This window comes from Vibrio sp. 970, assembly GCF_033339075.1.
Genome location: NZ_JAWOTW010000001.1, coordinates 280,811 through 303,951 on the forward strand (window position 1 = coordinate 280,811; position 23,141 = coordinate 303,951).

The 23,141-nt window shown below is 44.1% G+C and carries 23 protein-coding genes and 1 riboswitch; of the genes, 4 read left to right on the forward strand and 19 right to left on the reverse strand.

Features of this window, described 5'->3' with window-relative positions:
- Positions 1 to 38 precede the first annotated feature (38 nt).
- The 3 genes from R7Q11_RS01315 to R7Q11_RS01325 form a co-directional block, all read right to left on the reverse strand.
- Positions 39 to 1,337, reverse strand: coding sequence for an ATP-binding protein (locus R7Q11_RS01315; protein WP_005373675.1), 1,299 nt, complete (start codon positions 1,335 to 1,337; stop codon positions 39 to 41).
- Complete coding sequence (locus tag R7Q11_RS01320) at positions 1,337 to 2,050, reverse strand: response regulator (RefSeq protein WP_005373673.1); 714 nt, start codon at positions 2,048 to 2,050, stop codon at positions 1,337 to 1,339. Before R7Q11_RS01320 ends, R7Q11_RS01315 begins: the two co-directional genes overlap by 1 nt.
- A 213-nt stretch (positions 2,051 to 2,263) precedes the next feature.
- On the reverse strand, positions 2,264 to 2,560 hold the full coding sequence (locus R7Q11_RS01325; RefSeq protein WP_213886164.1) for an isoamylase early set domain-containing protein: 297 nt from the start codon (positions 2,558 to 2,560) through the stop codon (positions 2,264 to 2,266).
- Positions 2,561 to 2,838: 278 nt separating this feature from the next.
- Between R7Q11_RS01325 and R7Q11_RS01330 the strand changes: the two genes are divergently transcribed.
- Entirely contained in the window at positions 2,839 to 3,219 is a 381-nt protein-coding gene (locus tag R7Q11_RS01330; RefSeq protein WP_005373669.1) for a hypothetical protein, read from the forward strand.
- A gap of 83 nt (positions 3,220 to 3,302) precedes the next feature.
- Positions 3,303 to 3,902, forward strand: a complete 600-nt coding sequence (locus R7Q11_RS01335) for a thiol:disulfide interchange protein DsbA/DsbL (protein ID WP_005373667.1) — start codon at positions 3,303 to 3,305, stop codon at positions 3,900 to 3,902.
- A gap of 70 nt (positions 3,903 to 3,972) precedes the next feature.
- On the opposite strand, the gene R7Q11_RS01340 is transcribed toward R7Q11_RS01335, so the two are convergent.
- The 14 genes from R7Q11_RS01340 to R7Q11_RS01405 all read right to left on the reverse strand — a co-directional run bounded on the left by R7Q11_RS01340 (position 3,973) and on the right by R7Q11_RS01405 (position 18,635).
- Positions 3,973 to 4,218, reverse strand: coding sequence for a hypothetical protein (locus R7Q11_RS01340; RefSeq protein ID WP_005373664.1), 246 nt, complete (start codon positions 4,216 to 4,218; stop codon positions 3,973 to 3,975).
- 152 nt (positions 4,219 to 4,370) lie between these two features.
- Positions 4,371 to 4,814 carry a DUF3429 domain-containing protein gene (locus R7Q11_RS01345; protein ID WP_064376220.1) on the reverse strand — a complete coding sequence of 148 codons (444 nt, stop codon included), beginning with the start codon at positions 4,812 to 4,814 and terminating at the stop codon, positions 4,371 to 4,373.
- 10 nt (positions 4,815 to 4,824) lie between these two features.
- Entirely contained in the window at positions 4,825 to 5,370 is a 546-nt protein-coding gene (locus R7Q11_RS01350; RefSeq protein WP_033906358.1) for a glutathione peroxidase, read from the reverse strand.
- A 105-nt stretch (positions 5,371 to 5,475) separates the two neighbouring features.
- Entirely contained in the window at positions 5,476 to 6,132 is a 657-nt protein-coding gene (ribB, locus tag R7Q11_RS01355) for a 3,4-dihydroxy-2-butanone-4-phosphate synthase (RefSeq protein ID WP_005373655.1), read from the reverse strand.
- A gap of 113 nt (positions 6,133 to 6,245) precedes the next feature.
- A riboswitch (FMN riboswitch) is annotated at positions 6,246 to 6,386 on the reverse strand.
- A gap of 104 nt (positions 6,387 to 6,490) precedes the next feature.
- Positions 6,491 to 7,108 carry a hypothetical protein gene (locus tag R7Q11_RS01360; protein WP_005373653.1) on the reverse strand — a complete coding sequence of 206 codons (618 nt, stop codon included), beginning with the start codon at positions 7,106 to 7,108 and terminating at the stop codon, positions 6,491 to 6,493.
- Positions 7,109 to 7,225: 117 nt separating this feature from the next.
- Positions 7,226 to 9,079 (reverse strand): MFS transporter, encoded by a 1,854-nt coding sequence (locus tag R7Q11_RS01365; protein WP_225466122.1) that lies wholly within the window; start codon positions 9,077 to 9,079, stop codon positions 7,226 to 7,228.
- 146 nt (positions 9,080 to 9,225) lie between these two features.
- Positions 9,226 to 9,984 (reverse strand): helix-turn-helix domain-containing protein, encoded by a 759-nt coding sequence (locus tag R7Q11_RS01370; RefSeq protein WP_017635156.1) that lies wholly within the window; start codon positions 9,982 to 9,984, stop codon positions 9,226 to 9,228.
- Complete coding sequence (locus tag R7Q11_RS01375; RefSeq protein ID WP_017819864.1) at positions 9,985 to 10,623, reverse strand: HD domain-containing protein; 639 nt, start codon at positions 10,621 to 10,623, stop codon at positions 9,985 to 9,987.
- A gap of 248 nt (positions 10,624 to 10,871) precedes the next feature.
- Positions 10,872 to 12,149, reverse strand: coding sequence for a cytosine deaminase (locus R7Q11_RS01380; RefSeq protein ID WP_025767946.1), 1,278 nt, complete (start codon positions 12,147 to 12,149; stop codon positions 10,872 to 10,874).
- A 9-nt stretch (positions 12,150 to 12,158) separates the two neighbouring features.
- Complete coding sequence (codB, locus tag R7Q11_RS01385) at positions 12,159 to 13,397, reverse strand: cytosine permease (protein ID WP_213891478.1); 1,239 nt, start codon at positions 13,395 to 13,397, stop codon at positions 12,159 to 12,161.
- A gap of 805 nt (positions 13,398 to 14,202) precedes the next feature.
- The gene (locus R7Q11_RS01390) at positions 14,203 to 15,549 is read right to left on the reverse strand and encodes a magnesium transporter (protein ID WP_047101165.1); all 1,347 of its coding nucleotides are present in this window, start codon (positions 15,547 to 15,549) and stop codon (positions 14,203 to 14,205) included.
- Positions 15,550 to 15,661: 112 nt separating this feature from the next.
- Positions 15,662 to 16,984, reverse strand: coding sequence for an ABC1 kinase family protein (locus tag R7Q11_RS01395; RefSeq protein WP_225466123.1), 1,323 nt, complete (start codon positions 16,982 to 16,984; stop codon positions 15,662 to 15,664).
- A 101-nt stretch (positions 16,985 to 17,085) separates the two neighbouring features.
- Positions 17,086 to 18,309 (reverse strand): HlyD family secretion protein, encoded by a 1,224-nt coding sequence (locus R7Q11_RS01400; RefSeq protein ID WP_047101169.1) that lies wholly within the window; start codon positions 18,307 to 18,309, stop codon positions 17,086 to 17,088.
- A complete protein-coding gene (locus tag R7Q11_RS01405) occupies positions 18,309 to 18,635 on the reverse strand; it encodes an MFS transporter (protein WP_017635162.1) in 327 nt (108 codons plus the stop codon). The genes R7Q11_RS01400 and R7Q11_RS01405 overlap by 1 nt, the downstream gene beginning before the upstream one ends.
- A 107-nt stretch (positions 18,636 to 18,742) precedes the next feature.
- Between R7Q11_RS01405 and R7Q11_RS01410 the strand changes: the two genes are divergently transcribed.
- Positions 18,743 to 19,744, forward strand: coding sequence for an AraC family transcriptional regulator (locus tag R7Q11_RS01410; RefSeq protein WP_047101172.1), 1,002 nt, complete (start codon positions 18,743 to 18,745; stop codon positions 19,742 to 19,744).
- Positions 19,745 to 19,835: 91 nt separating this feature from the next.
- On the opposite strand, the gene R7Q11_RS01415 is transcribed toward R7Q11_RS01410, so the two are convergent.
- Both R7Q11_RS01415 and R7Q11_RS01420 read right to left on the reverse strand, forming a co-directional pair.
- Positions 19,836 to 20,525 carry a hypothetical protein gene (locus tag R7Q11_RS01415; protein ID WP_080276951.1) on the reverse strand — a complete coding sequence of 230 codons (690 nt, stop codon included), beginning with the start codon at positions 20,523 to 20,525 and terminating at the stop codon, positions 19,836 to 19,838.
- A 12-nt stretch (positions 20,526 to 20,537) separates the two neighbouring features.
- Positions 20,538 to 22,079, reverse strand: coding sequence for a hypothetical protein (locus R7Q11_RS01420; RefSeq protein WP_225466124.1), 1,542 nt, complete (start codon positions 22,077 to 22,079; stop codon positions 20,538 to 20,540).
- Between the two features lie 366 nt (positions 22,080 to 22,445).
- Here R7Q11_RS01420 and R7Q11_RS01425 point away from each other — a divergent pair, with 366 nt between their 5' ends.
- Complete coding sequence (locus R7Q11_RS01425) at positions 22,446 to 23,138, forward strand: response regulator transcription factor (RefSeq protein ID WP_005373624.1); 693 nt, start codon at positions 22,446 to 22,448, stop codon at positions 23,136 to 23,138.
- Positions 23,139 to 23,141 lie beyond the last annotated feature (3 nt).

The window sequence follows — 23,141 nt, forward strand, 5'->3', positions numbered from 1 at the left end:
GAAGTGTCGTCTTCTGTAAACGGGGTAGGAAGGTTAAGTTAACTGTCTGATTTTTTGAGGCTAAGTGTGAAGCAAGCTCCTCCAAGTGGGCTATGGCAAATCGAAACTTCTCCACGTTGAAGCTCCATTATCTGTCTGACAATCGCCAAACCGAGCCCAAACCCGCTCGTCTTTTTGTTGCGAGATTCATCCGCGCTGTAAAATGGTTCGAATAGATGAGGCCAATGCTTTTCTTCAATACCTATGCCATCATCATGAACATTGATGAAGCAGCGGTGCTGATCGTGTTTTATCTCCACTAAAATCTGCTTATCTGCGTACCGCATTGCATTGCGCAGCAAGTTATCTAAGGCTCGCTTTAACAATTTTGGGTCAGCAAACGCGAGAACGTTTTCTGAGTTTACTTCTTGAAGCGAGATAGCGAGCGTAGTCTCTTTTTGCCATCTCTGTCGTAATTCTTTGACTAAGTTGAATAGGACGACTTCTTCTTGAGTTTGTAATGCTGTGTCAGGACGCTCCATCTTTGCGTAGTAAAGCAATTCTTCAACCATTTCTTCCATCTCGTCAATGTCTTCGACGATACTGTAAACATACTTTTTCTGTTGTTCAGTTAAGGTTGAATCCGATAACAAATCTGCTTGCCATTGTAAGCGGAAGATTGGGGTACGCAATTCATGTGCAACGGCGTTAGTTAGCATTTTATTGCTAGTGATCAAGCGAGATACTTTATCGGCCATCGTGTTAAAGCTTTTGTTTAACGTCCCAACAGACTTAGCGCTTGAGGTACTAGCTCGAGCCTTGAAGTTACCTGAGGCAAACTCAACGGTCACTCTCTCTAGCTCTCGAATCCGACGGCTTAAGAACCAGATCAACAATATGCAATACAGAGCAAATCCAGCTAAAAAGAACAACCAAACGATATTGTCATCAAAGTTGGCAGCTTTAACCACAGGACTATTCGGATTATCGCTCATTTTAAAGATAGGCGTGCTCGCATCTAGGCGGAACCAGATATCCCTTTCTTCATCGTAAGCGACGTTAACGGAGGTATCACTTTCAAACGCCTTTTTGATGTCTGTTGGAAGCTCTTCAAGCGTATGAGGCACCAACAAACGATGGCTTGATGTGGCAAATTGTTCCAACTGTTGTTGAGTATATTCTAATCCGTGTTCTTTATAGATAGGGTAGATCAGATCGTGAAAAGCTTGACCCTCATGCTCTTGTAACAGGTAGTCATAATCTGTGTTGATCTCATAAACTAAGAACTCGTATCCCCACAAGCTAGCCATAAACAGAATGATAAGGCCAACAAAGCTTTCCAGATAAATCCGTCTCATTATTCATTCCATGCATCAGGCATAAATAGGTAGCCTTTGCCGCGAACGGTAATGATTTTTTGTGGTGAGCAAGAAGCATCGCCTAGCTTCTTTCTCAGTGTCACTATGCGATTATCAATGGTGCGGTCTGTTCCATCGTATTCAATACCACGCAGTGTTTTGGTCAGCCACTCGCGTGATAGTGTTTTTTCAGCATGCGTTGCAAGAACCCACAACAAATCGAACTCGCCGTCTGTCAGCGCAATTTCTTCTTGGTTCATTACGCACGATTTACGCAATCGGTTTAAACACAGAACACCAATTTGTAGGCCGTTTTCGGACTCGGTAGGCGCCGCCTCTTTTCTTCTTAATAGCATGCGAATACGAGCCAGCAATACGCGAGGTTTGATGGGTTTAGTAACAAAGTCATCTGCGCCTATTTCTAATGCGGCGACATGATCGAAGTCATCATCACTTGCTGTCAGCATCAACACTTTGCCTTTGTAGCATTCTCGGATTTGACGACATACACTCAGACCATCTTGCCCGGGTAGCATCAAATCTAACAGCACCACGTCTGGTTGTGTGTCAATAATCGCATTGGGTGCGTCCGTCCCATTGTCGATACATTTGACCTGAAAACCTTGTTCAACAAAATACTCTCCCAACATAGTTTGTAATTTGGGATCGTCTTCCACAATGATTAGAGATGGTTTGATTTGTTGTGCGTTCATTTAAGTGATGTATACAATATTTAATATCAATGGAACTTAAACAAATTTACGAATTATTTCAAATAAAGCTTTCTCAGAATAAGGTTATCGGATGAGTTAATTGGATAAAATTGCCAATTAATGATTTAAATCTAATCACCAATCACATTTCGGGAGATGTAAAAAGGCGCAACGTTTGCGCCTAGGTATGGAATCTTAAAGCGAAATTACCGCTTATTCGGTGGTACACACGACGCTGTTGTCGCTGCCAAAAACATTTGGAACGTAAGCATCAGCTTGTGGGTCATTTTCCCACTTCGCGTCATCGAGCAAGTAACGGAACTGAACATTCCGCGCTTTAGGTAAGCGGGTTTTAAATTTAAACTGACGACTTTTCTTCACTAATTTCATCGGTTCTGGCTGCCAGTTGTTGAAGTCTCCAGCAATTTGGACAGAGTCCCACTGATCTTTATCTAGCTCGAACGTGACTTCGACTTCATCTTTTGTCTTAAAGAATCTTTTTTTAAGCATTGATCTTTCCTTGTTCGTACAAAAACTGTTCTAACTATTACTCGTGTTTCATAATGATTTCAAGTTTTATCGAATTGTTGCTGGTATCTGATGAGGGGAGTATCCGAACGGTGAATAGCTCGTTGTGCTGGTTTCGTGTACTGAGGGAGCGTTAGAGAGAAAATTCACTAGCCTAAAATAGTCAAAGAACAGAGTTTGTTAGCGAGCCGAGAGTCCGTATCTTGAAGTCAAACCGTTATCATGTATTATCTTAAATCACCATTTTCCTTGATGTAGCTATGTTGAAGTTTAACCGTACATTGTTGACTGCGATAGTTTGCTTAGTTGCTATGCTTTTGAGTAGTGTCGCTCCTGTGGCGCAGGCTTCCGCTCCGATGAAAACAATTGAAGTACGCGATCTTATTGTTCAACAGGCTGCTCTACACAAACAACTTGGCGTCAATGACGACTGCGTAGAATCACATCACGATGAGTCAGCCATCAATAAGGCACAACAATCTCACACGAGTTGTAGCTCTTCCTGCATGGTCAAAATTCCCGCCAACTTATCTCAAAACGACTTACTGCTTCTTCCTTATAGCCTTGCTTTGATTGATAGGCCTCTAGTCGAAAAAGTAGTGACAGTGATCACCAAGCTTTATCGTCCTCCGATTGTTTAATTCCTCATCTCAAATTACTTGGGGTTTACCCCTTTTTACCAAATGAAATGATTTGGCATTTGAATGCCACAAGGAAATAAACAATGAAAAAACTACTTGCCTTATGTAGTGCACTTTTACTGACTTTTACCGCTCATGCAGCGCAATTTGAAGAAGGGAAGCACTACAAAGTTCTGGATGTAAAGAAAGCATCGAAACCTGTTGTGACGGAATTCTTTTCTTTTTATTGCCCACATTGCTACAAGTTTGAGTCGCTTATTGAGCGTTTAAAACCTGCTCTGCCAAAAGAGGCAAAGTTTGAAAAGGTGCATGTGGGGTTCATGGGCGGAGATATGGCGATTCCGATGGCCAAGTCCTACGCGACGATGGTGTCGCTTGGGGTTGAAGATACAATGATTCCTGCCATGTTTGCCCAAATTCATCAAAAGCGACAAGCGCCAAAAGACGAAGCTGAGCTGAAACAACTCTTCGTTGATAATGGCGTAGAAGGTAAGAAGTTTGATGCGGCGTACAACAGTTTCGCCGTAAACTCAATGCAGAAAGGTTTTGATAAGCAATTCTCTGCTAGCACGTTAAGAGGGGTTCCGGGTGTGGTTGTGAACAATAAATACATTGTTTTGGCCAACGAAATTCGTACTTACGACGAGTACAATCAATTAGTTAATTACTTATTGACGCTGTAACTGTAAATAGCATTGATGCTTAAAAATGGCGACGGTAGAGTCGCCATTTTTTATGCTTATCACACTCGTATTATCTAAGAACGCTTGTACATGCTTGAGTCGGAACACTAGTCATAAATATGGCATGCGGATAAAACAAGCTAGCAGCAGTGATTGCAACATTACATGGCTGAGCAATCGTGGTTTTAATCACATTGGTAAGCACGGCACCTGTATTATTTACTGTTTGAGCGGCGGCTTGTTGTGCCTGGTAAGACACGCAACCTGTCGTTGCATTGATCATCGCAGTGCTAAACAAAAGTTTGCGAAAAAACATATTCATATCCTTTGTGAATGCTTTGAATTACTTATATGTGGATTGATTCATAAATGAAACAAAACAGTGTTCAAAATATGTGTGCATTCACGAAATGAACATTGTTTTATAAAAAGACGTTTTTTTGTGATCTTAGTACTGGACAGACCAGGTTATGAAACTAAAGCCAATCCGTGCATTACGATTACGCCGAAGGTCAGTTTGCTCCTCATTCCTTGATATCCCTTGGGCTCGGCGTCTTGTTCGACTTTCCTCACGAGCTTTTCTGCATACCAAACAGCAAGATACCCAATTGCTAAGAGTAGGGTAGCGACCGCGTAATGTTTGTGGCCCTGCAGTAATGCGCCCCAAGCCAGTAAGACAAAAAGGTTGCTGAGAATTAATACATTTCGGCTAAGGCGGTGGTAGTAATGCTCAATGCCATTACCCCAAAGGATGCCAGATAAAAAACTTAATATAACGGCGCTATATGCGATGAAAAATTTCTGACCACTTAAATTGAAGAGTGAGATGTCAGTGAAAATCAGCCCTAAACTAAACACAAATGGAACCAGGCCTAAGTAACCGAGTTGTAGCATGGTTGAGCGTGTTGTCATGGTCGTCACCTTACAATTGTTGCTCTATCATATTGGTAAGCGTAGTACTTGTCGGTGATGTGGAGCTTGGAAAAGTAGCAATAACTTTACCTTCAGAGCTAATCAGAAACTTGTAGAAGTTCCATTTTGGTTTTATGCCTGCTTGGTTAGTAATTTGGTTGAAGACTGGGTTCGCATCTACACCTAATACTGAAGAGCGAGCCATCATTGGAAAGGTTACCCCGTAATCGAGATAACAGACTTTCGCAGTGTTTGTTTCGCTTCCTCTATCTTGTCGAAAGTCATTGCTCGGGAAACCGATAACGGTGAAGTTTTGGTCTTTGTAAGTTTGATAGAGGGTTTCTAACTGTTCGAACTGAGGAGTGAAGCCGCACTGGCTTGCTGTATTGACGACTAGTAGTGTCTTTCCCTTAAAGCTTTCGCATAGATCGACTTCTTCCGTTGAGTTTAACAACCTTTGCTTACCTTGAAGAATATCAGGGCACTCAGATGCAAGAGCAAGCGAATTCATGGAGAGAAAGCTAACGAGAGCGGCGAGTTTCAGTAATCCTTTCATGGTGTTGTTCCCCTTGTTTTCAATAAGTATAACTACTCAAGTGCAAAGAGGATCGATCAAAAAAGCCGCACAAATGCGCGGCTTTTTTCAAGAGCTGAGATCTGACTATGCCAGTTTCAACTCGAACTGGTTCAGGTACATTACCATGTCTTCAATCGTCAGTACCGGCATGTTGTGCAGGCGACCGAATGCTACGATCTCCGGTGCCTTTGCCATCGTGCCATCTGGATTGGTCACTTCACACAGTACGCCAGCGGGTTGAAGCCCTGCCATTTGCATCAGATCAATCGTACCTTCTGTGTGACCACGGCGAGTCATTACACCACCTGGACGTGCGCGCAGAGGGAATACGTGACCCGGGCGAGCAAGATCTTCCGGTTTTGCGTGCGGGTTTGCCGCCGTTTTAATGGTCGTTACGCGGTCTGCTGCTGAAACACCCGTTGTTACACCAACTTTCGCTTCAATAGAAACCGTAAATGCGGTTTGGTTTGCGCTGTTGTTGTTTACCACCATTGGAGGCAGTTCCAGTTTGTCTGCTTGAGCATCTGTTAAGCACAAACAAACGATGCCGCTACATTCGCGGATCATCAATGCCATTTGCTCGTTAGTGAGGTGCTCGACTGAATAAATGATATCGCCTTCGTTTTCGCGATCTTCATCATCAAGAAGCAGTACGCCACGGCCTTCTTTTAAAGCGATAAGTGCGTTTTCAACGCGAGTAATTGGGTCGCCGAATTCGGCAAGTAGTGATGACTGATTCATGGTTAACTCCTAAATTTCACCAGAATCAGGGCGGTATGAGAGATCGCCGTAAAATACGATCAAAAAGAAGTGCACCAGCATTCTTAGCGATCTGACTCGCTATGCTGGTGTATTCTTATTCTCTTTCATCCGGACTATAACCGTCGGCTCTGGCATCTCACCAGATCTGCTGACCTCGACGAATCGAGCGCTCGCGGGCTCACTTGAAAAAGTATACCGCCGGTGGGGAATTTCGCCCCGCCCTGAGAACAATTAAAAATGTACCACTTCATCCAAGTTGTGAAGAAGTGGAGCTAGGATAGTACTGCGAACTGAATAGCTTGGAAAGTCGATTCCATCTGTATGATGGAAAAGTGTGCTATCGACGGAAATAATCTGTGCGAATAAAGTGATCAATCTGCTGCGGCACGAAGGTGTTGTAAATCAGGCTCGTATGCGTTTGCTTCACTTCGATATGATCTTGCATACCGTCCAGTCTTGTCTCTTCTACGGTAACGGTACCGTCCGACATGGTGTTGTCATTACGGATCAACAATGGGCGAGCGCCAATCGGCATCGTTCCTGCGATACTGCCGAGTTTTTGAGGGAAATCCCAAGCGTCATCATGTTTGTTTAATCCGTGGTGTGGCGAATTGCCTAAAATTGCACCCAATCCGAGATCTTGAATTCGACCTACAATGGACGCGCCTTTAAGAGGCGAACCGATAGCGACAACATGAGAGATTAAGTTAGTGCTCGGTTTTCTGTTGGCGAGATAGCGCTTAATCATCAAGCCTCCCAAGCTGTGTCCCACGAGCACGTTTGTGGTCAGTGGATTAAGCGAATGATCAATAGAATCAAACAGTGAAGACTCATCGATAGCAACAGTGTTATAGCTGAGTACTTGCGTTTCGTATCCGAGTTTTCTCAGCTTTTGGCTAAGAGGCTGCATGACCAGCCCATGCATATAAAGACCATGTAAGATGATGATTTTCATAATACCTCCTAGATTTATGACGTCGTAGGTATCCTACTCTAATTGACAAGAAACTACTTGTGCTTTGTGGTGCATATTTACGTTTTGCTGCAAAGTTTGACTGCTGTAGCAAGCGACTCAGCCCAGTAAATCCTGTACTTGTTGTTGCAATTGATGACGATTTAAAGACGCAGGACTTAACACTTCACCGATAACAACATCCACTTTTGACCAAAAACGAGTCGGTCGTTTTGTGAGAGCATGTCCGCCTTTGTGGCTGAAAAAAGAACCCCAAAGCCCTTTTAACGCCATAGGGATGACAGGAACAGGGTTACGTTCAAGGATTTTCTCTACACCAGGGCGAAACTCACCCAATTGACCGTTAGACGTTAAACGACCCTCAGGGAAGATACAGACAACCTCACCGTCGTAAAGTGCTTGTTCAATCTCCTCAAATGCTCGTCGGTAAGTGTCGGCACACTTACGTGGAGAACAGATCGGGATAACACCGGCATGACGGAATACATATTTAAGAACAGGTAGCTCGCTGATGGACTTGTCCATCACAAAACGAACCGGGCGAGTAGAGGTTCCCATCAAAATCAACGCATCGACATAGCTAACATGGTTAGCCACGATTAACACAGCACCTTGTTCAGGAATATGTTGACGCCCCTTTACAGACACACGATACATACAATGGCTGAGTAAATAACTGATAAAGCGTTGTGTGAATTCCGGTACTTGACGATAGACATAGACTGCCACGAAGAAGTTACCTATTGCCATCATGGCAAACAGTTCCACAATAGAAAGCTCTAGTACGCTGAGTACAACGATCGAAACCAAAGCAGACACCACCATAAACAATGCATTCATGATGTTGTTAGCAGCAATGGCACGTGCACATTCCCCTTTGTTTGAACGCGATTGGATGAACGCATAAAGAGGAACAATAAAGACACCGCCGCTTACACCAACAAGGAACAGGTCAATCATGACGCGCAGATGTTTGGATTCAGCAACGAAGCTTTGCACATCATAAAAGTGCACCGGAAGCGATGGATAACTCGGGACTGCCCATAGCAAGTCGACGCCAAACACTGTCAGTCCAAGGATACCGAATGGCAAAATACCAAGCTCAACGTGGTTGAAAGAGAGCTTTTCACACAACCAAGAGCCTGTCGCGATACCAATGGAAAACAATGCCAACAGTAAAGAAACGACAGTACTGTCTGCAAACAAATGTTCGCGTGCGAAGTTAGGGAATTGAGTTAGGTAAGTCGCACCCATGAACCAGAACCAACTGATGGCAAGAATAGACATCCAGATGCCTCTCTGCTTTTTTGCCACTTTTAACGTGTTCTTTAAACCAGAAATCGGTTCAAACTTCGCTTTGTCATTTGATTGGCTAGGCATCGCTGGAATATTCACGCTGCTCATGAACCCAAGCAAAGACAAGGTAATCACGACACAAGAAGCAATCAAGGTACCATTAGGAGTGGCTAGCAGCAGACCTGCGCTAAGCGTACCTATAAGAATCGAAAGAAACGTGCCCATTTCAACCCAAGCATTTCCTTTAACAAGCTCATTTGGTTTGAGCGCTTGTGGTAGTAAGGCGTATTTCACGGGGCCAAAATAGGCCGATTGAGTGCCTGTCATAAACAGCAGAACCAGCATAAGCATGGCACTTTGGGTGGCAATAGCGGTTGCTGCGCAAGACATGATAGCTAGTTCGATGAGCTTTAGACGTCGGATTAATTTGGCTTTGTCCATGCTGTCAGCGACGGCACCAGCATGCGCTGAGAATAGAAAGAAAGGTAGGATGAATAAGCCTGCCGCCAAATTAACGAATAGATTGACGGATATTGGTAGGTTATCAATTTGGCTGTATGTCACCATCAATAACAGAACGTTTTTGTAGATGTTGTCATTGAGTGCGCCAAGGCATTGCGTCACAAAGTAAGGAAAAAAGCGTTTTGAGAAAAACATACGGGCCCCGATTAAACAAAGTCGAATGAGATGGGAGCACTTTATGCTCAATGAACGATTAAACCAGCTTTCTCTTTCAAGTGACGTTGTATGCCACCAAAAGTAACGAAATTCGTTACTTTTATTTCCATTTGTTTATTGAGTTACTAATTGCGAGACTTATTGGTGAGTTTTCTTTCCCATGGTTCAAACAAAGGGAACGTCCAGCGACGCATCGCAATAATCAGAGAGGTGCCGTGTTTTTCGTCCATATCGAGAGAGCTATCACTTTGGCAAGCCTGATAAAACTCATCGATGACCTTTTGCAGTTTCTGTTGTAGCTTCTTGTTGCTTGGTACACTCATCAGTCCTGTTGCCATGGAGAACTTTTCATCTTCACCAGAAAAGTAGCTTTGGAAAAAGGCGTCTTGAACTTGCTGTTGGAAGAACCGTTGAATAGGGCCGCCCATCTGCCACTTAAATGTCGGAGATATACGCAAACGAATTTTGTTATTTGGCTGCAAGTCGATGATGTTCAGCCGATCCAAATGAGCAAGCTTTTGCACCAGTTCCAACTCATTGAAGGTATATTGCTGAACGATTTGTTCAAACTGATAGCCATTTACAACACAGATCGCCACGAGCAGCAGGGCTTTATCGTTAACCAGCTGCTTTTCTTGCTCTAACGTTAGCGACTCCAGACCTTTATTGTGCGCAGCCGCGAGCTTAAATAGTTCCGCCATTTCTAAACCAATCAATTGGCAAATTCGTTCTAAGCGCTCAAGGCTAATGTGCTGACCTTCAGCGAGTAAACGTTTGACGCTTCCTTCACTTAAATCAAGGTGTTGTGCAACATCGGCATAATGCAGCCCAGTTAACTTTAGTTGGCGTTTAAGCTCTTTAATTAACGTATAGCTTTCTGACATTTACGCTGTTACCTCGTCGTGTAACTGCTCTAGGTACGTTTGCATAAAGGTTTTGCGTTTTTGCGCTTCGCGTCTTGCTGACTCTGTGTTCATGGTTTCAGCGATTTTGAATAACTTGGTCTGAAAGTGATCCAGAGTGAATTGTTTATCGTTAAGTTCACGTTCTTCGGCAAATATATCGCTGTCGTTGTAAAGTTGCGCGTTAAATTGAGTGCTGACTTGAATGCATCGCGTCACGCCAATTGCGCCTAAAGCGTCCAGACGGTCGGCATCTTGGACGATTTTGGCTTCCAACGTATTTGGCCTGATGTTTGCGCTAAAGCTGTGTGCCTCTATCGCATGAGCAATGGCATCATGATATTGCTGCGGATAATCGATACTCTCTAAAAATGCGACCGCTTTTTTGGCTGCGATGATTGAGCTCTCTTTGCGATTTGGGTGATCTTTCGGGTAAGTAAAGCAATCATGCAAATAGGCAGCCGGTAATACAATCGCGATGTCTGCATTTTCTTCTTTGCAGAGCTGTTTCGCTGTTTTGACCACGCGTTTTACGTGTTTAAGATCATGAGCTGCATCTACTTGCATCTCTTGCTGCATAAATTCCAAAAATTGCGGTTCTATCTGGCTTAATGACGTCATGGTTCATATCTACAACTAAAATGAAGTCAGAAGTATGCCCAACGCTTAGAATAATTTCCAAGTGCGATGGTGTAATTGAGATTCAGCCACCAGAACCTTGTGCAACGTTTGGTACTCAGCCGTTTTATATGGCCTTTCAATGTGTTCAGTGGTTTATGAGACAAGAATAGACAGAGCGAGCAGTGATGTTTACCAGTAGAAAAAAGGCCTGACGATGTCGTCAGGCCTTTTTCGTTTCGCCGATCTTTTTAGCGTTTGAACGTTACTTGCTCTGCTTGTTCAAGATGAATATGAGTTGTCGCAGGCTGTGTTTCTGCAATCACTTTACCGTGACGAACAGAGTAACGAACCGGCACTTGGCGACGTACTGCGTCAAAACCATTTTCTGCGGGAAGAATCAGTAAACTACCAGGTTTGCCTTCTTCAATGCCGTGCTTATCTTGAATGTTCAGTGTACGTGCTGAATTGGTGCTGATCAGATCCAGTGAGTTGTTGATTTGGTCGTAACCCATCACCTGGCACACGTGCAGACCCATATGCAGCACTTGCAGCATGTTTGCAGTGCCTAGTGGGTACCAAGGGTCAAATACATCATCGTGTCCAAAGCAGACGTTGATGTTGGCATTCAGCATCTCTTTCACTCGTGTTACGCCGCGACGTTTTGGGTAATCATCAAAACGGCCTTGTAAGTGAATGTTCACCAATGGATTTGCCACGAAGTTGATACCGGACATGCGTAATAAACGGAACAGGCGAGATGCGTATGCACCGTTGTAGGAACCCATCGCTGTGGTGTGACTGGCCGTGACTTTATTCCCCATATCAAACTTGTGCGCTAATGCTGCCAGTGTTTCAACGAAGCGAGATTGTTCGTCATCGATTTCATCACAATGCACGTCGATCAGACGGTCGTATTTTTGCGCTAATTCGAACACGTAGTGCAGCGATTCAATGCCATATTCGCGTGTGAATTCAAAGTGTGGAATCGCGCCAATCACGTCCGCACCTAATTTGACGGCTTCTTCTAGCAGCTCTTTGCCATTTGGGTAAGAGAGAATTCCTTCCTGCGGGAAGGCGACGATTTGGATATCTACCCACTCTTTCATCTCTTCACGCACTTCTACCATCGCTTTTAGGGCAATTAGGGTAGGGTCTGAAACATCGACGTGGGTACGAACGTGTTGTACGCCGTTTGCTATCTGCCATTTTAAGGTTTGTTTTGCGCGCGCTTTCACGTCTTCAATCGACAGCATTTCTTTGCGCTCAGCCCAACGTTCAATACCCTCAAACAATGTGCCAGAGATGTTCCAGCTAGGCTCGCCTGCGGTTTGAGTTGTATCTAAGTGAATGTGTGGCTCGCAGAAAGGCGCAACCGCCATACCGCCTTCAGCATCGATGATGTCACCGTTATGACTAAGCTCCACATCGTTGCTTTCAATGCGCTTGAATTGACCATCTTCAATCAAAATTTGCTGCAGACCTTCTTGTCCTTTTAGCGTTACGTTTTTGATCAGTAGTGTTGTCATGATGGTTCCTTACGCTGGCTGTGTAGCCAGTGCTTTTTTGTTAAGAATAGGATTAAGAATCAGGAAGCTAATTGCGCCGCCAAGTACAGCGTTAATCGGCACTACGCCAGGCAGGAAGTGTCCCGCACCAACGCCAATCACGACAGCTATAATGCCAGCCCAGTTAACGTTTTGGAATTGGGCGGCTTCAAAGTTTGCGTAGCGTTTACGGTTCGTGAAGAAGTCAGCGATGATCACACCGCCAATCGGTGGAATTGCCAAAGATAAGAAGGTCAGCCAGCCAACAAAGTTATTGTAGAGCCAGAGAGCGCAAAGTGTGCCAACAAGACCGTTCGCCATTGAGATGTATTTACTTGGTAAGCCTGTGATGTTGGAAAATCCAAGACCCGATGCGTAGAGCGCGTTGTCGTTGGTCGTCCAGATGTTCAAGCCAAGAACGATGATAGCTGGAATAAGAAGACCTTGCGCGATCATCACTTCAGAAATGTCTGATTGACCCGTCACCGACGCACCTGCCGCGCCAAAGATAAACATTAACGAGTTACCGATGAAAAATGCCACCATGGTGATCATCACGGCGCTGCGCGGCTTTTTACCAAAGCGTACGAAATCCGCCGTTAATGTACCAGCACTGACAAAAGAGCCGACAACCATCGCGAGAGCTATTGAAAAATCGAGTGGCTCGGTTGGTTGAACTTGTTGTAGTTCGCCAATACCACCAACGCTATTTACTGCCTCGATGACAGAGTAGCCGCCAAGTAGTGCAATGGCAGGAACGGCGATTGCTGACAGCACCATTAGTGCTGAGATGCCAAAGTAAACGGTCACGGTCATGAGCAAACCGGAGACAAGGATCAAAGTAGTGGTATCGATGCCCGTTGCTTTATGCACCGGAATCGCAAACATCGCGACACCAACTCCAAACCACCCAACTTGAGTGCCGCCAAGAAGAGCAGAAGGAAGCCAAGAGCCTTTAGAACCAAAAGAGAAACGAGCAAGAAGGTGAGTAGAGAGACCAGTAGAAGCGCCAATGTAACCGAGGAAAGAAGTGTAAATACCGAGGATTAGGTTACCGATGAGAACAGCGAGGAAAAAATCATTAAAGGAGAGCCCAGTACCGAGAGAACCCCCAGTCCACATACTTGCGGAGAAAAAAGTGAGTCCTAACATCACCATTGTAAGTGACGCCACGCCTTTTCTGGCCGTGTTAGGAACTGGTCCAAGACTGTAGTTATTGTCTCCAGCCATTATTACCTCCGCACATTGAAATATTAAATTATAGCACCTGATTTTCAGGCAAACGGCGCGTATTATCGTGATGTAAATTTAATAGTCAATGATAAAATTGCAATTTAAACGTTTGCTTTGTTTTTGATATGTATTTTTTCTTTTAATAACAATGGTTTGATTTTTAAATTCTAAAGGTGGAAATTTTGATTTTACGTATTTTCTATGATTTATAGACAGGTTTTCTATGTGAAATGAATGTTTTGAATTGCTATTTGTTTTTATGGGTTAAATTCATCTATAACTCTGGATTGTTCAGTCGATTTCTATGAAAAGAAAACGATTTCATGATGAGGTTTTTGGTTTGGACGTTATTTGTTCTTTTCTTGTGTGTGTTTTCTTGGTTTTATTTTATGTAGGTGATTTATTTTTGTTGAAGCTGGCATTTCTAATGGTTTAGTGGGCGAATGTTTGAGTTTTATAAACAGTAAACAATCTGTTGTGGGCAAGAAAAGTACAACCGAGCTCGGTCAGAGGATAAGAGGGCAATAGCCACATAAAAAAATAGCCAACCGCAAAGAGTGCGATTGGCTTATATACATGTGAACAAAATCAAGTTCACTAACAACGTCAGTTGGCTAGGTGACCCTCGGCTTAAGAAGGGTCGATTTATATGATGCAGTTACTGTGCCAACTTTAATATGCCCTAAAATACGTAGTTTCTGTGACATGCGTTGCTTAAAGTCTGAGTTTGTTTGCAATTTGCAACTGCGTTATGCAATTTGACTCTATTATGCTAATGATTGATTAATAAACAATGAACCTTTTAAAGCATGACTAAACTCGCCGTTCCTAAAAAGGCGAAAAAACCAACTACATCTGTCACTGTTGTTAGAATCACCGAGCCAGCCAAAGCGGGGTCCAATTTAAACTTATCCAGAATAATGGGAATCAGCACACCAAATAAAGCTGCGGTAATAATATTGACGATAATGGCCAGCGCGATGGTTCCCCCAAGAACCGGAGATTGAAACCACAATCCGGCGAGCCCGCCGATGATTAACGCCCAAGCAATGCCGTTCAGAGAGCCAATACCCAACTCATTTTTCAAAAGCTTGAAGCGGTTACCTGGGGTGATCTGATTAAGCGCCATCGCACGAATCATTAGAGTGAGCGTTTGGCTGCCAGCAATGCCCCCCATGGATGCAACAATTGGCATGAGCACCGCCAAAGCCACTACCTGAGCAATTACATCTTCAAACAGTCCGATAGTGACAGACGCCAAAATAGCAGTAAGCAAATTGATGCCTAACCAAACACCGCGCTTTTGCGAGCTTTTTAATACTGGCGCAAACAAGTCATCGCCTTCATCCATACCTGTACCGGCCATCAAACGTGCTTCGTAGATTTCACGCTGTGTACTCAATGCAAACTGCCAATCGACTTCACCGATCAGTGTTTGGTCTGCATCAGTTACAGGGAGAGCGGGCAGTGTGCTGTGTTCTAATGCCTCTACCGCTTCAGGAAGCATCATTTTACTGTCTAGAACCGTCACTGCCTCAATAACGAGTGTTTTTAAGCGAATATCGGGGTCACCACGTAAGATATCGAAGTAATTGACCGTTCCACGATACTGTTTATTACGATTAATCAGATATACCTGTTGAGGCGTGTCGTAGCTATAGCGCTCCATTAACTGCTTAGCTGTCCCAATCGTAATGTTGAAGGGAAGGGTGATGATCTTACGTTCAGCCCAGTGGCCGAGTTCTTCATCAGCATACTCGTTTGCTTGATCGTAAAGTTCCAACTCATCTTTTTCTATCAACGAGAGCGCTTCGTTTATGATCGACTCTGGTAACGAATCGGCCCATTCGATGAGCGATAAGTTGTCGAGTTTAGCGAGAGTGAGTTTTAGCTCGACTTCAGATAACGCGTTGATGATAGAGAAACGTACGTCCGCACGCATTTCCGTTAACACGTCGATATGTAGCTCTAGTGGTAAAGCTCGCCATAAGCGAACACGATCGTCGATTGGAAAGGCTTCTAGAATCAGGGCAACCGCGCCGGGCTCGAGGCCCGCTTCAATAGATTCATTGAGCGTTGCGACTTGATCCACTTCTTCGGCTTGGCCAATTTGCTGGATTAGAGTGGAGAGATCTTGAAACTTGCTCACCGAGTACCCCGATAGTTAATTCGTTTTATGGAAGTATGGCATGTTATTGAGATGCACAACTATGCATCTTAACCTTGCTCAAGGTACTTGAAAGTAACAGAAAAACAATAGGCTATTTGCTGTTGATGGTGAGATATGGCTGTACCAATTGGCGAATGTTCACTTTTGCGCCAATACGGGCTGCCAGCAAGTACATTCCGCCTACTTTTCTGTGCAAAAATAGGGCATCTGCTGGTGGAGTATGCCAGTATTCTTGTTCCATGCTCAAAATAGTGCCAGCTTCGCGAAGCTTTTGTGCTAAGCCACTGGCTTTAAAGTCATAAGGCTCATCAACTAACATCGGTTCACATGCCATTTTCACTAGATCGAGAATCGCTTGGCGTTGGTCTGGAAGGATGGTTTGGCTGAAGAAGCCTATTTGTTCAAGCGCATCATTCAAGCCTTGTTCGTCATTGTTAACGACAGATGCGAAAGCTTGGCGATAACCAGTGCTGAACCGCTCGCTGTACTCGCGAGTGGCCCCGAAATCTAGCAAGCCGATTTGACGAGTGTTTTCGATATATAAGTAGTTGGCGAAATTTGGGTCGGTTTGTACCATCTTAAATTCGAACAGCTCTCGAAACAGTAATTCGAGTAGGCTGTGCATGACAAAATCTCGCGTACTCTGATCATAATGTTCGATTTGCTCAATCGGACTGCCATCAATGAATTCCATCGCGAGAACGGAGTCTGAGCAACTTTCAGTATGAATCTTGGGCACCACAAAATGAGGGTGCTCCTTCAAAGCGTCATGATAACGAATGGCAAATTGTGCCTCTCGTGCGTAATCGGCCTCGTCATGTAGCTGCTTTTTCGCTTCTTCGAGTAATCCTTTGTAGTCGACAGACTCGGGAATCAACCCAACGACCTTGAGCATTGTACCGACATTATCGACGTCGCTATCGATACTTTTCCGTATGCCCGGATATTGCACTTTGACGGCTAGGTTATCGCCCGCATCGCTGTAGGCTTGGTGCACTTGTCCTATTGATGCACTGGCGATTGGTTTGAAGTTAAATGACAGAAACTCAGCTTTCCAATTCGTTCCCAGCGAACTTTCCATTACTGCGTTGAGTTGTTTTGCAGGCATTGGGTCTGCGTTGGAACGAAGACGGGAAAGAATATCGGCAAGTTCAGGTTCTAAAACATCACCAGCATCCATTGATAGCATTTGACCAAGCTTCATTGCAGCGCCACGCAGGTGAGCAAGTTGGTCAGTTAAGCGCGCGATGTTCTGTGGCGTCAGCAAGAGGTCTTTCGCTTTTGGTTTGTTGCCTTTGGCTATCTGCTTCGTGCCTTCTGCAATCACATTGCCTGCGACACGGGTAGCAAGTGAAGCGAACTTGCTGAATCTTGAGATGCGATGGGTAGGTAGGCTTCTTTCCTTTGCCGACATGAATCTTCTCCGCTATTTACTAACTAATTGTTATACGGGAAAAGGATATGTTTGGATACAAATGAAAAGAAAACCGCCAGCGTAACTGGCGGTTTGCGAGTTTAGATAGAGTAGAAGAAGTACAGTTGAGACTTCATTCGGATGATGATCCCGCGAATCACATCTAAGAAGGCCATAAAGCCTATCGGTTTTTCACCGCTGACCCATGCGAGGCCAACAGAGCCAACAGGGATGTCGTAGCCTTCTGGCTCATCAATCTTAAGACGAACAAAGTGGTGTTTGTTCTGTAAGTTCTTTCCAGTGGTGACACGTACGGAATCATCGAAACCCAGTAGATTACCTTGTGACTCACCTGTTGCTTCAACAATGCCTTCGACGGTCGCTGAGAAGATCTTACCTGGGTAAACGGACGAAGAGAATTCCGCTGGCTGACCCGGTTTGATGTTACGAATCGCCTGGTGGTTCACTCGCATTAGTACGTACTTTTCGTTGGTGTACATGTTGATACGCGGCATCATTGATACACGCTGACCTTCACGCAGGATAAAGTTGGTGACAAAGCCATCTGTTGGGGCATGAACTTTTGTGCTATTCAAATCCCATTGCGCTTTTGCAATTTGCTCTTTCGCTTGGCGCAGTTCGGCTTGTTTGGTTTCAACTGCAAGTTCCGCTTTATGAATCGCCAGTTTTGCACGGGAAATATCGACTTGTTTCTTCTTGATTTGAGACTCAAGGGTCAACACGTTGTGACGTGCCATATCAACCGCACTCGATTGTTTGTCGATATCGCTTTCCGTGATGGTGTTGTGCACCACTCGGTTTTGCTCAACATAACGATCTAGCATTTTTTTCTGCAATTTGTAGTCAACTTTCGCCGCTTCCAACTGGCTCTTTGATGTTTCTAGATCTTGCACTAGCGCTTCGTGGTTAGCTTCTTCAATCTCGATGTCGCCTTTTGCTGTAGCTAATGCAACGCGAGCAGAATCAGCGGATACGTTCGCTTGATTTAATGCGATTTTGTATTGCGTTGGGTCAAGTTCATAAATGAGCTGACCTTCTTTAACTTGCTGATTCGGCTCAATGTAAATGTGGTCAACTTTACCTTTTACATTGGTTGAATCTGGACGCAATTGGATGTGTGGTGACTGCACGACAGAACCGCCGGATAAATCCATCGGGGTGAAGTTAATCAAACCTACCCAGACGAACATTAGCCAACCCAAGCCGCCAAGATAAGCGAACGATTTGGTTGCTTTGTTCCAAGGCATGCCAACCAAACGCAACAGATAGATGAAGAGTGCCCATACCGCTAAACCTTCTAACATTATGCTTCCTCTTTTGGCTGTGTTTCTGTTTGCGGTTTACTTTTCCATGTATCACGCAGATTGATGATGGCTTTTTCCATATCAACGAATGCAAAGATCACGGCTAGCACCCAAACCCAGTGCCAGACAAACCCTATCCAGGTCAGCGCAGTGATGAGCCCTATCTGATGATGGTCTTTGCTGTGTGCTTTATTGATAGGTAATTCATGGATTTTCCAAAAGCCGTAACACGCGCCCGCGACACTCGCGATTAAAACGACAGCAGCGACAACATGTAACGCCGTATCTGCGCCTGTACCGACAAATGGGACACTCAGTAAACTCATTAAACACTCCTCTATCAAACTGTTGGCGTATTGTGATCTGAATTTGATTTGCGGCTTTCTTTGTGACAGATTCAATCACTATAGGATTAAATTTGATGTGATTGGTTATGAAAACGGTTCGGTTTATTCGTGCGATGGGCATTCTAAACATGCATAACCTCGCGTTATCTAAATACAATTTGGACTCGGATGAGTTAGGGATCCCAGCATCGGTGTTTCGCAACCCAATGACACTGATCCCGCTAAAAGCCGTTGCGGAATGGTACCGTTGTGTTGAACAAGCCAGTGGTGACCCGGATGTGGTGTTGAGTCTCAGCCGAGGTATTGAACTGCAAAAGCTAGGGCCAGTGGGACGCTGGTTATTCTCCGGCAATGATTTAGCCAGTACCATTCGGCGAGTGAATTATGGTGTGAGCAACCTACAATCAGGGGCGTTTTTTGCTGGCGAACAGTCGGGTAAAATCATCAAATGGACTTACCACAACCCGTTTATAGAAACGTCAGTAAAGGTGCACGATAGTATCCGCTGTGCGGTATTTATGATTAAGGTGTTACGCGAATTTCTTGGCAAAGATTACCAGCCTTTACGTGTCAAGGTTTCAGGCTCGAGAAAAAATACTGAGCGATACCGGGAATATTTCGGCTGCGAGGTGGAATGGAGTCAGCCAAAAACAGAGATATGGATCCCGGGAGATGACCGACTAGCTTCTCGCCAAGTGAGCCATCGAGAAGACAGCCGTCTAGCGATGAGTTTTTCCGATTTGGATGATTTGCTTAATATGCCCGACCCAGAAGATGAGTTGAAAGTGATTTATGAAGTGGTGAATTACAGCAGCCATTATGGATTGCCAACGTTAGAGCGCGTGTCTTCTCTGCTTGATTTATCTGAACAGCAGTTTCAACGTCGTTTGCATAAATTAGGGCTCAATTTTTCGACGGTTTCTGGCTATGTATTGAGTAATATTGCAGCTGGTTTGTTGAGTAAGCGCGTGAGTATTGATGACATTGCCACGCGCCTTGGTTACACCAATGTGGCGAGCTTCAATCGTATGTTTAAGAAACATCGTGGATTAACGCCCAAGCAGTATATGGGAAGATTAGAGAAGTAGTGCTCCACTTATCTCTATGAGTACAAGCAATAAAAGCCCTCAAAAAAGTAGAGGGCTTTGTTTTTTTGTGTGTTGTTGTTTTATGTAATGGCTATTTTTTAGGGCGCCAACTTAGTGCACTTGCAACAGCGCCGATGGCAATTACATCCTTTTTTTGTTCGCTAAGTTCAGGGAGCATCTGTACCGCAATGGTACCGTTCGTCTGCACAGCGGCAATTTCTTGTGTGCCTTCCTTAAAGCTATAACCCAATGGAATGTCTACCGCCATCATGGCGTCAGGACTAGTATGTACAGTTTCTACATTAAAGTGGGTGCTACCAATACGCACTACGCCTGTCTCTTTTTTCTCAAAGCTGATGTCGATGAGAGCGGATTTTGGCTCCATCGCAAACTCACCGACTTTTTTACCATCTTGAGTAATGTCACAGGTGTAAGGATCATTCCCACCAAAATCGACGCCCATGTAGTTAACCGACATACCGCCTCCAGTGCAGTTCAAAAGCCAAGTTTCCCCGCTGTCGATACGAGTCACTTCTGCGCCCATTGAACCTTCTTTGAAAGAGATACGGTTAAACCAACTTGAGTTAGAAGCACTGCGTGAATACTTGCCTTTGTACTTACCAGCAAAATCAAAATGGCCATCCGCACCGAATCCCCAAAAATCACCGTCGGTTTTGATCAGCATTTCTGGTTGTGCTTTTACGGCATCAGTACGATCCATGACGGCTAGGCCACCACAACCAACAAGGAGCAAGGGAGCGAATAGAATAAGTTTCTTCATGTTTTTCATTGTTTATAGCTTGGTTACATCTAGGGTTTGGTCGGTGAATTGGATGTTCTGAATGTCGTACAACTCGTCAGTGCCTGTATTTGGGCACTCAACAGAAACACTCTTTGCTTTGATAACAGTACATTCCGCCAGTTTGTGTGGCACGATATAGGTGTTGATACCGCCTTCACCATAAATGCTGTTGTCTTTGCTGTTGCCTTCAAAAGTATTGTTTTGATCATTACCGATCACATTCATCGCGTCGTCGCCAATGATCTTCACTTTTGTTAACCACTGAGATTTGTAGGTGTACGCTTCTATCAAACCGTCTTTGTTGGGAGCCATACGGAAGGTAGGTACTGTGTCTGGATTTGTCTTTTCTGTGTAGAGCTTGACGCCCGCAGAGTCGATATTCGCGGTATATTGCAAGTATCCGTGGAATAAGCCACTGATCCAATCAACGGCTTGTGGATCTTGGGTTTGCATTTCTTCACGCGTTAACGCTTGGTAGCCATCTAAACCATGCCCGTTTGCTTTTGCTACACCCATGTAAGCTTCAAAAGCGGCAGCAAAATATTCGTGAGAATATGAAGGGCCCGTTTGTTTAACACTTTCAGGATCGAAGTCGTCTGATTTCCAATCGTCCCAGTCATACTGAGTAGGGCGCCACACCGTCGGTTTGCCCGATTGAATATCGTTATAGATGCTTAACGCATGAGCTTGAATGTCATTTTGCAGTGCCGCAGTCGCCGTGTTAGGTGCAATACCTTGCGCTTGGACCAAGTGTAAAATTTCTTCAAAAGCGGCGTCTCGTTCGGCTTTTTTGCCAAGATTGGCGCAGTAATCGGCAAAATTACTAATGTAATGGCAATCGCCTTCAACTGTCAGTTCTCGATACATTAAAGATTGGCTATTCTTTAGCCAGTTTGGTGTTTCTTTACTAGTTACTAATGTTGACGCGATAGATGTGACAAGTGTATCCATATCATCTTCGTTAAGTACCATCATGCTTACAACAAACTTTTCTAGAGAACTCGTATCAAAAGAGTGTGCTAAGCCCGAGCTTGTAACTGCATCGTTCAATTTGCCTTGGCGAATCAGTTCGTTGATAAAGATTTTGGTTAGCATCTCATCATTCTGTTCGTCGTTTTCGGTCAGCATTAGTGTGGCATCACGCTCGGCTAATGTCTTAGCGATACGAGACTTGTCAGCACCGTACTTAGAGTCTGGTTGGTTTGTGAGAAGGTGTTGGATGATTTTTGCGGCACGAAAGATTTTTTCATTATTCGCACCGTCATCAACAGCCACAATGTGAAATGTATCGTTGTTGTTTGCTTCGGAAAGGGAGATTTTCACATAGTGGGTGAAGCCAGCATCAGCAGCCACTTTTAACTTGGCTGGAAACTCTGTAGAAACGACAGTTGGGATTGTGACAGTGCTCAATGTTGGCATTGGTGGTGGTGGAGGTGTTGTTTTCGATGGTTTCGGATTAGATTCACTGCCGCCACAAGCAGTTAGACTTATCGCGCAAAATATGGCTAAAGGTGTTAATTTGGAATATCTCATTTCATGTTACTCGTAGACTTTATTAGAGCAAGAAACTTAGAAGCAACATAAAGTCCTGTCTATATAAGCAAACTAAGTCATATATGTTGGTATTGTTTTTTGGTAAGACCTATTATTCGATACATTTGAAAATATAGTGGATTTTTATTCCGAATTTTATTTTCTATGTGAAGCTATATTCTGATAATGAATAAAACCTCAGGTTATTGCATGGCTTTAGGGGTATAGAATGATTAGGATTATCGTATATGTATGGTTTGTAAGCGTATGTAAGCCTGCGTTTTATTAAAATTATCATTTAAGTAGGTTGCGCAGTATAGGACGAGCGATATACTCCCTCCATCATATTGGTGGAGTAAATGATTCATGGTGGGTAATACAATCTTACTGGTAGAAGACGACTCAGAGATTGCTCGATTAACCAAAATGTACCTCGAAGCCGAAGGATATACGGTAACTGTCATCGATAACGGTCAAAATGCATTAGAAACGATTAAGGGGCTCAAGCCGGACCTAGTGCTGTTAGATTTGATGTTACCAGGAAAAAATGGCGCAGAAATATGTCAAGAGGCGCGTAAGTTTTATCATGGTATTATCATTGTTTTGACTGCGACCGATGATGAAATGAGCGAGGTGAGCTTATTTAAGTTTGGTGCTGATGATTACCTTACCAAACCGATAAAAGGCAATATCCTTCTCGCCCGTATTGAAGCAGCGTTGCGTCGCTATTGTCGTCAAGTTGATATCGTTGAAGAAGAAAAGCTGAGCCGATATGGCATTAGTCTTTGTCTTCGTCGCTCCCAAGCATTTTATTTGCAAAAAGATATTGGTTTAACGAGTTCTGAGTTTGAAATTTTAGAGCTCCTGATGCTGAATGTCGATAAGCCAGTATCTCGTGAATCATGTTGCCGTCTTGCCCGAGGCATTGAATACTGTATTACTGATCGTTCGATTGATATGCGTATATCCTCACTAAGGAAGAAATTCTCTAAGGCTCATATCCATACGGCTACCATTAAAACCATACGTCACCACGGCTACATGCTGACAGGTAAATGACGC

What these genes read in the sequence shown, in the direction of transcription:
- R7Q11_RS01315 (WP_005373675.1), bottom strand. Translation starts at nt 1,337, where the DNA reads ATGAGACGGATTTATCTGGAAAGCTTTGTTGGCCTTATCATTCTGTTT.
- R7Q11_RS01320 (WP_005373673.1), bottom strand. Translation starts at nt 2,050, where the DNA reads ATGAACGCACAACAAATCAAACCATCTCTAATCATTGTGGAAGACGAT.
- R7Q11_RS01325 (WP_213886164.1), bottom strand. Translation starts at nt 2,560, where the DNA reads ATGCTTAAAAAAAGATTCTTTAAGACAAAAGATGAAGTCGAAGTCACG.
- R7Q11_RS01330 (WP_005373669.1), top strand. Translation starts at nt 2,839, where the DNA reads ATGTTGAAGTTTAACCGTACATTGTTGACTGCGATAGTTTGCTTAGTT.
- R7Q11_RS01335 (WP_005373667.1), top strand. Translation starts at nt 3,303, where the DNA reads ATGAAAAAACTACTTGCCTTATGTAGTGCACTTTTACTGACTTTTACC.
- R7Q11_RS01340 (WP_005373664.1), bottom strand. Translation starts at nt 4,218, where the DNA reads ATGTTTTTTCGCAAACTTTTGTTTAGCACTGCGATGATCAATGCAACG.
- R7Q11_RS01345 (WP_064376220.1), bottom strand. Translation starts at nt 4,814, where the DNA reads ATGACAACACGCTCAACCATGCTACAACTCGGTTACTTAGGCCTGGTT.
- R7Q11_RS01350 (WP_033906358.1), bottom strand. Translation starts at nt 5,370, where the DNA reads ATGAAAGGATTACTGAAACTCGCCGCTCTCGTTAGCTTTCTCTCCATG.
- ribB (WP_005373655.1), bottom strand. Translation starts at nt 6,132, where the DNA reads ATGAATCAGTCATCACTACTTGCCGAATTCGGCGACCCAATTACTCGC.
- R7Q11_RS01360 (WP_005373653.1), bottom strand. Translation starts at nt 7,108, where the DNA reads ATGAAAATCATCATCTTACATGGTCTTTATATGCATGGGCTGGTCATG.
- R7Q11_RS01365 (WP_225466122.1), bottom strand. Translation starts at nt 9,079, where the DNA reads ATGTTTTTCTCAAAACGCTTTTTTCCTTACTTTGTGACGCAATGCCTT.
- R7Q11_RS01370 (WP_017635156.1), bottom strand. Translation starts at nt 9,984, where the DNA reads ATGTCAGAAAGCTATACGTTAATTAAAGAGCTTAAACGCCAACTAAAG.
- R7Q11_RS01375 (WP_017819864.1), bottom strand. Translation starts at nt 10,623, where the DNA reads ATGACGTCATTAAGCCAGATAGAACCGCAATTTTTGGAATTTATGCAG.
- R7Q11_RS01380 (WP_025767946.1), bottom strand. Translation starts at nt 12,149, where the DNA reads ATGACAACACTACTGATCAAAAACGTAACGCTAAAAGGACAAGAAGGT.
- codB (WP_213891478.1), bottom strand. Translation starts at nt 13,397, where the DNA reads ATGGCTGGAGACAATAACTACAGTCTTGGACCAGTTCCTAACACGGCC.
- R7Q11_RS01395 (WP_225466123.1), bottom strand. Translation starts at nt 16,984, where the DNA reads ATGTCGGCAAAGGAAAGAAGCCTACCTACCCATCGCATCTCAAGATTC.
- R7Q11_RS01400 (WP_047101169.1), bottom strand. Translation starts at nt 18,309, where the DNA reads ATGTTAGAAGGTTTAGCGGTATGGGCACTCTTCATCTATCTGTTGCGT.
- R7Q11_RS01405 (WP_017635162.1), bottom strand. Translation starts at nt 18,635, where the DNA reads ATGAGTTTACTGAGTGTCCCATTTGTCGGTACAGGCGCAGATACGGCG.
- R7Q11_RS01410 (WP_047101172.1), top strand. Translation starts at nt 18,743, where the DNA reads ATGAAAACGGTTCGGTTTATTCGTGCGATGGGCATTCTAAACATGCAT.
- R7Q11_RS01415 (WP_080276951.1), bottom strand. Translation starts at nt 20,525, where the DNA reads ATGAAGAAACTTATTCTATTCGCTCCCTTGCTCCTTGTTGGTTGTGGT.
- R7Q11_RS01420 (WP_225466124.1), bottom strand. Translation starts at nt 22,079, where the DNA reads ATGAGATATTCCAAATTAACACCTTTAGCCATATTTTGCGCGATAAGT.
- R7Q11_RS01425 (WP_005373624.1), top strand. Translation starts at nt 22,446, where the DNA reads ATGGTGGGTAATACAATCTTACTGGTAGAAGACGACTCAGAGATTGCT.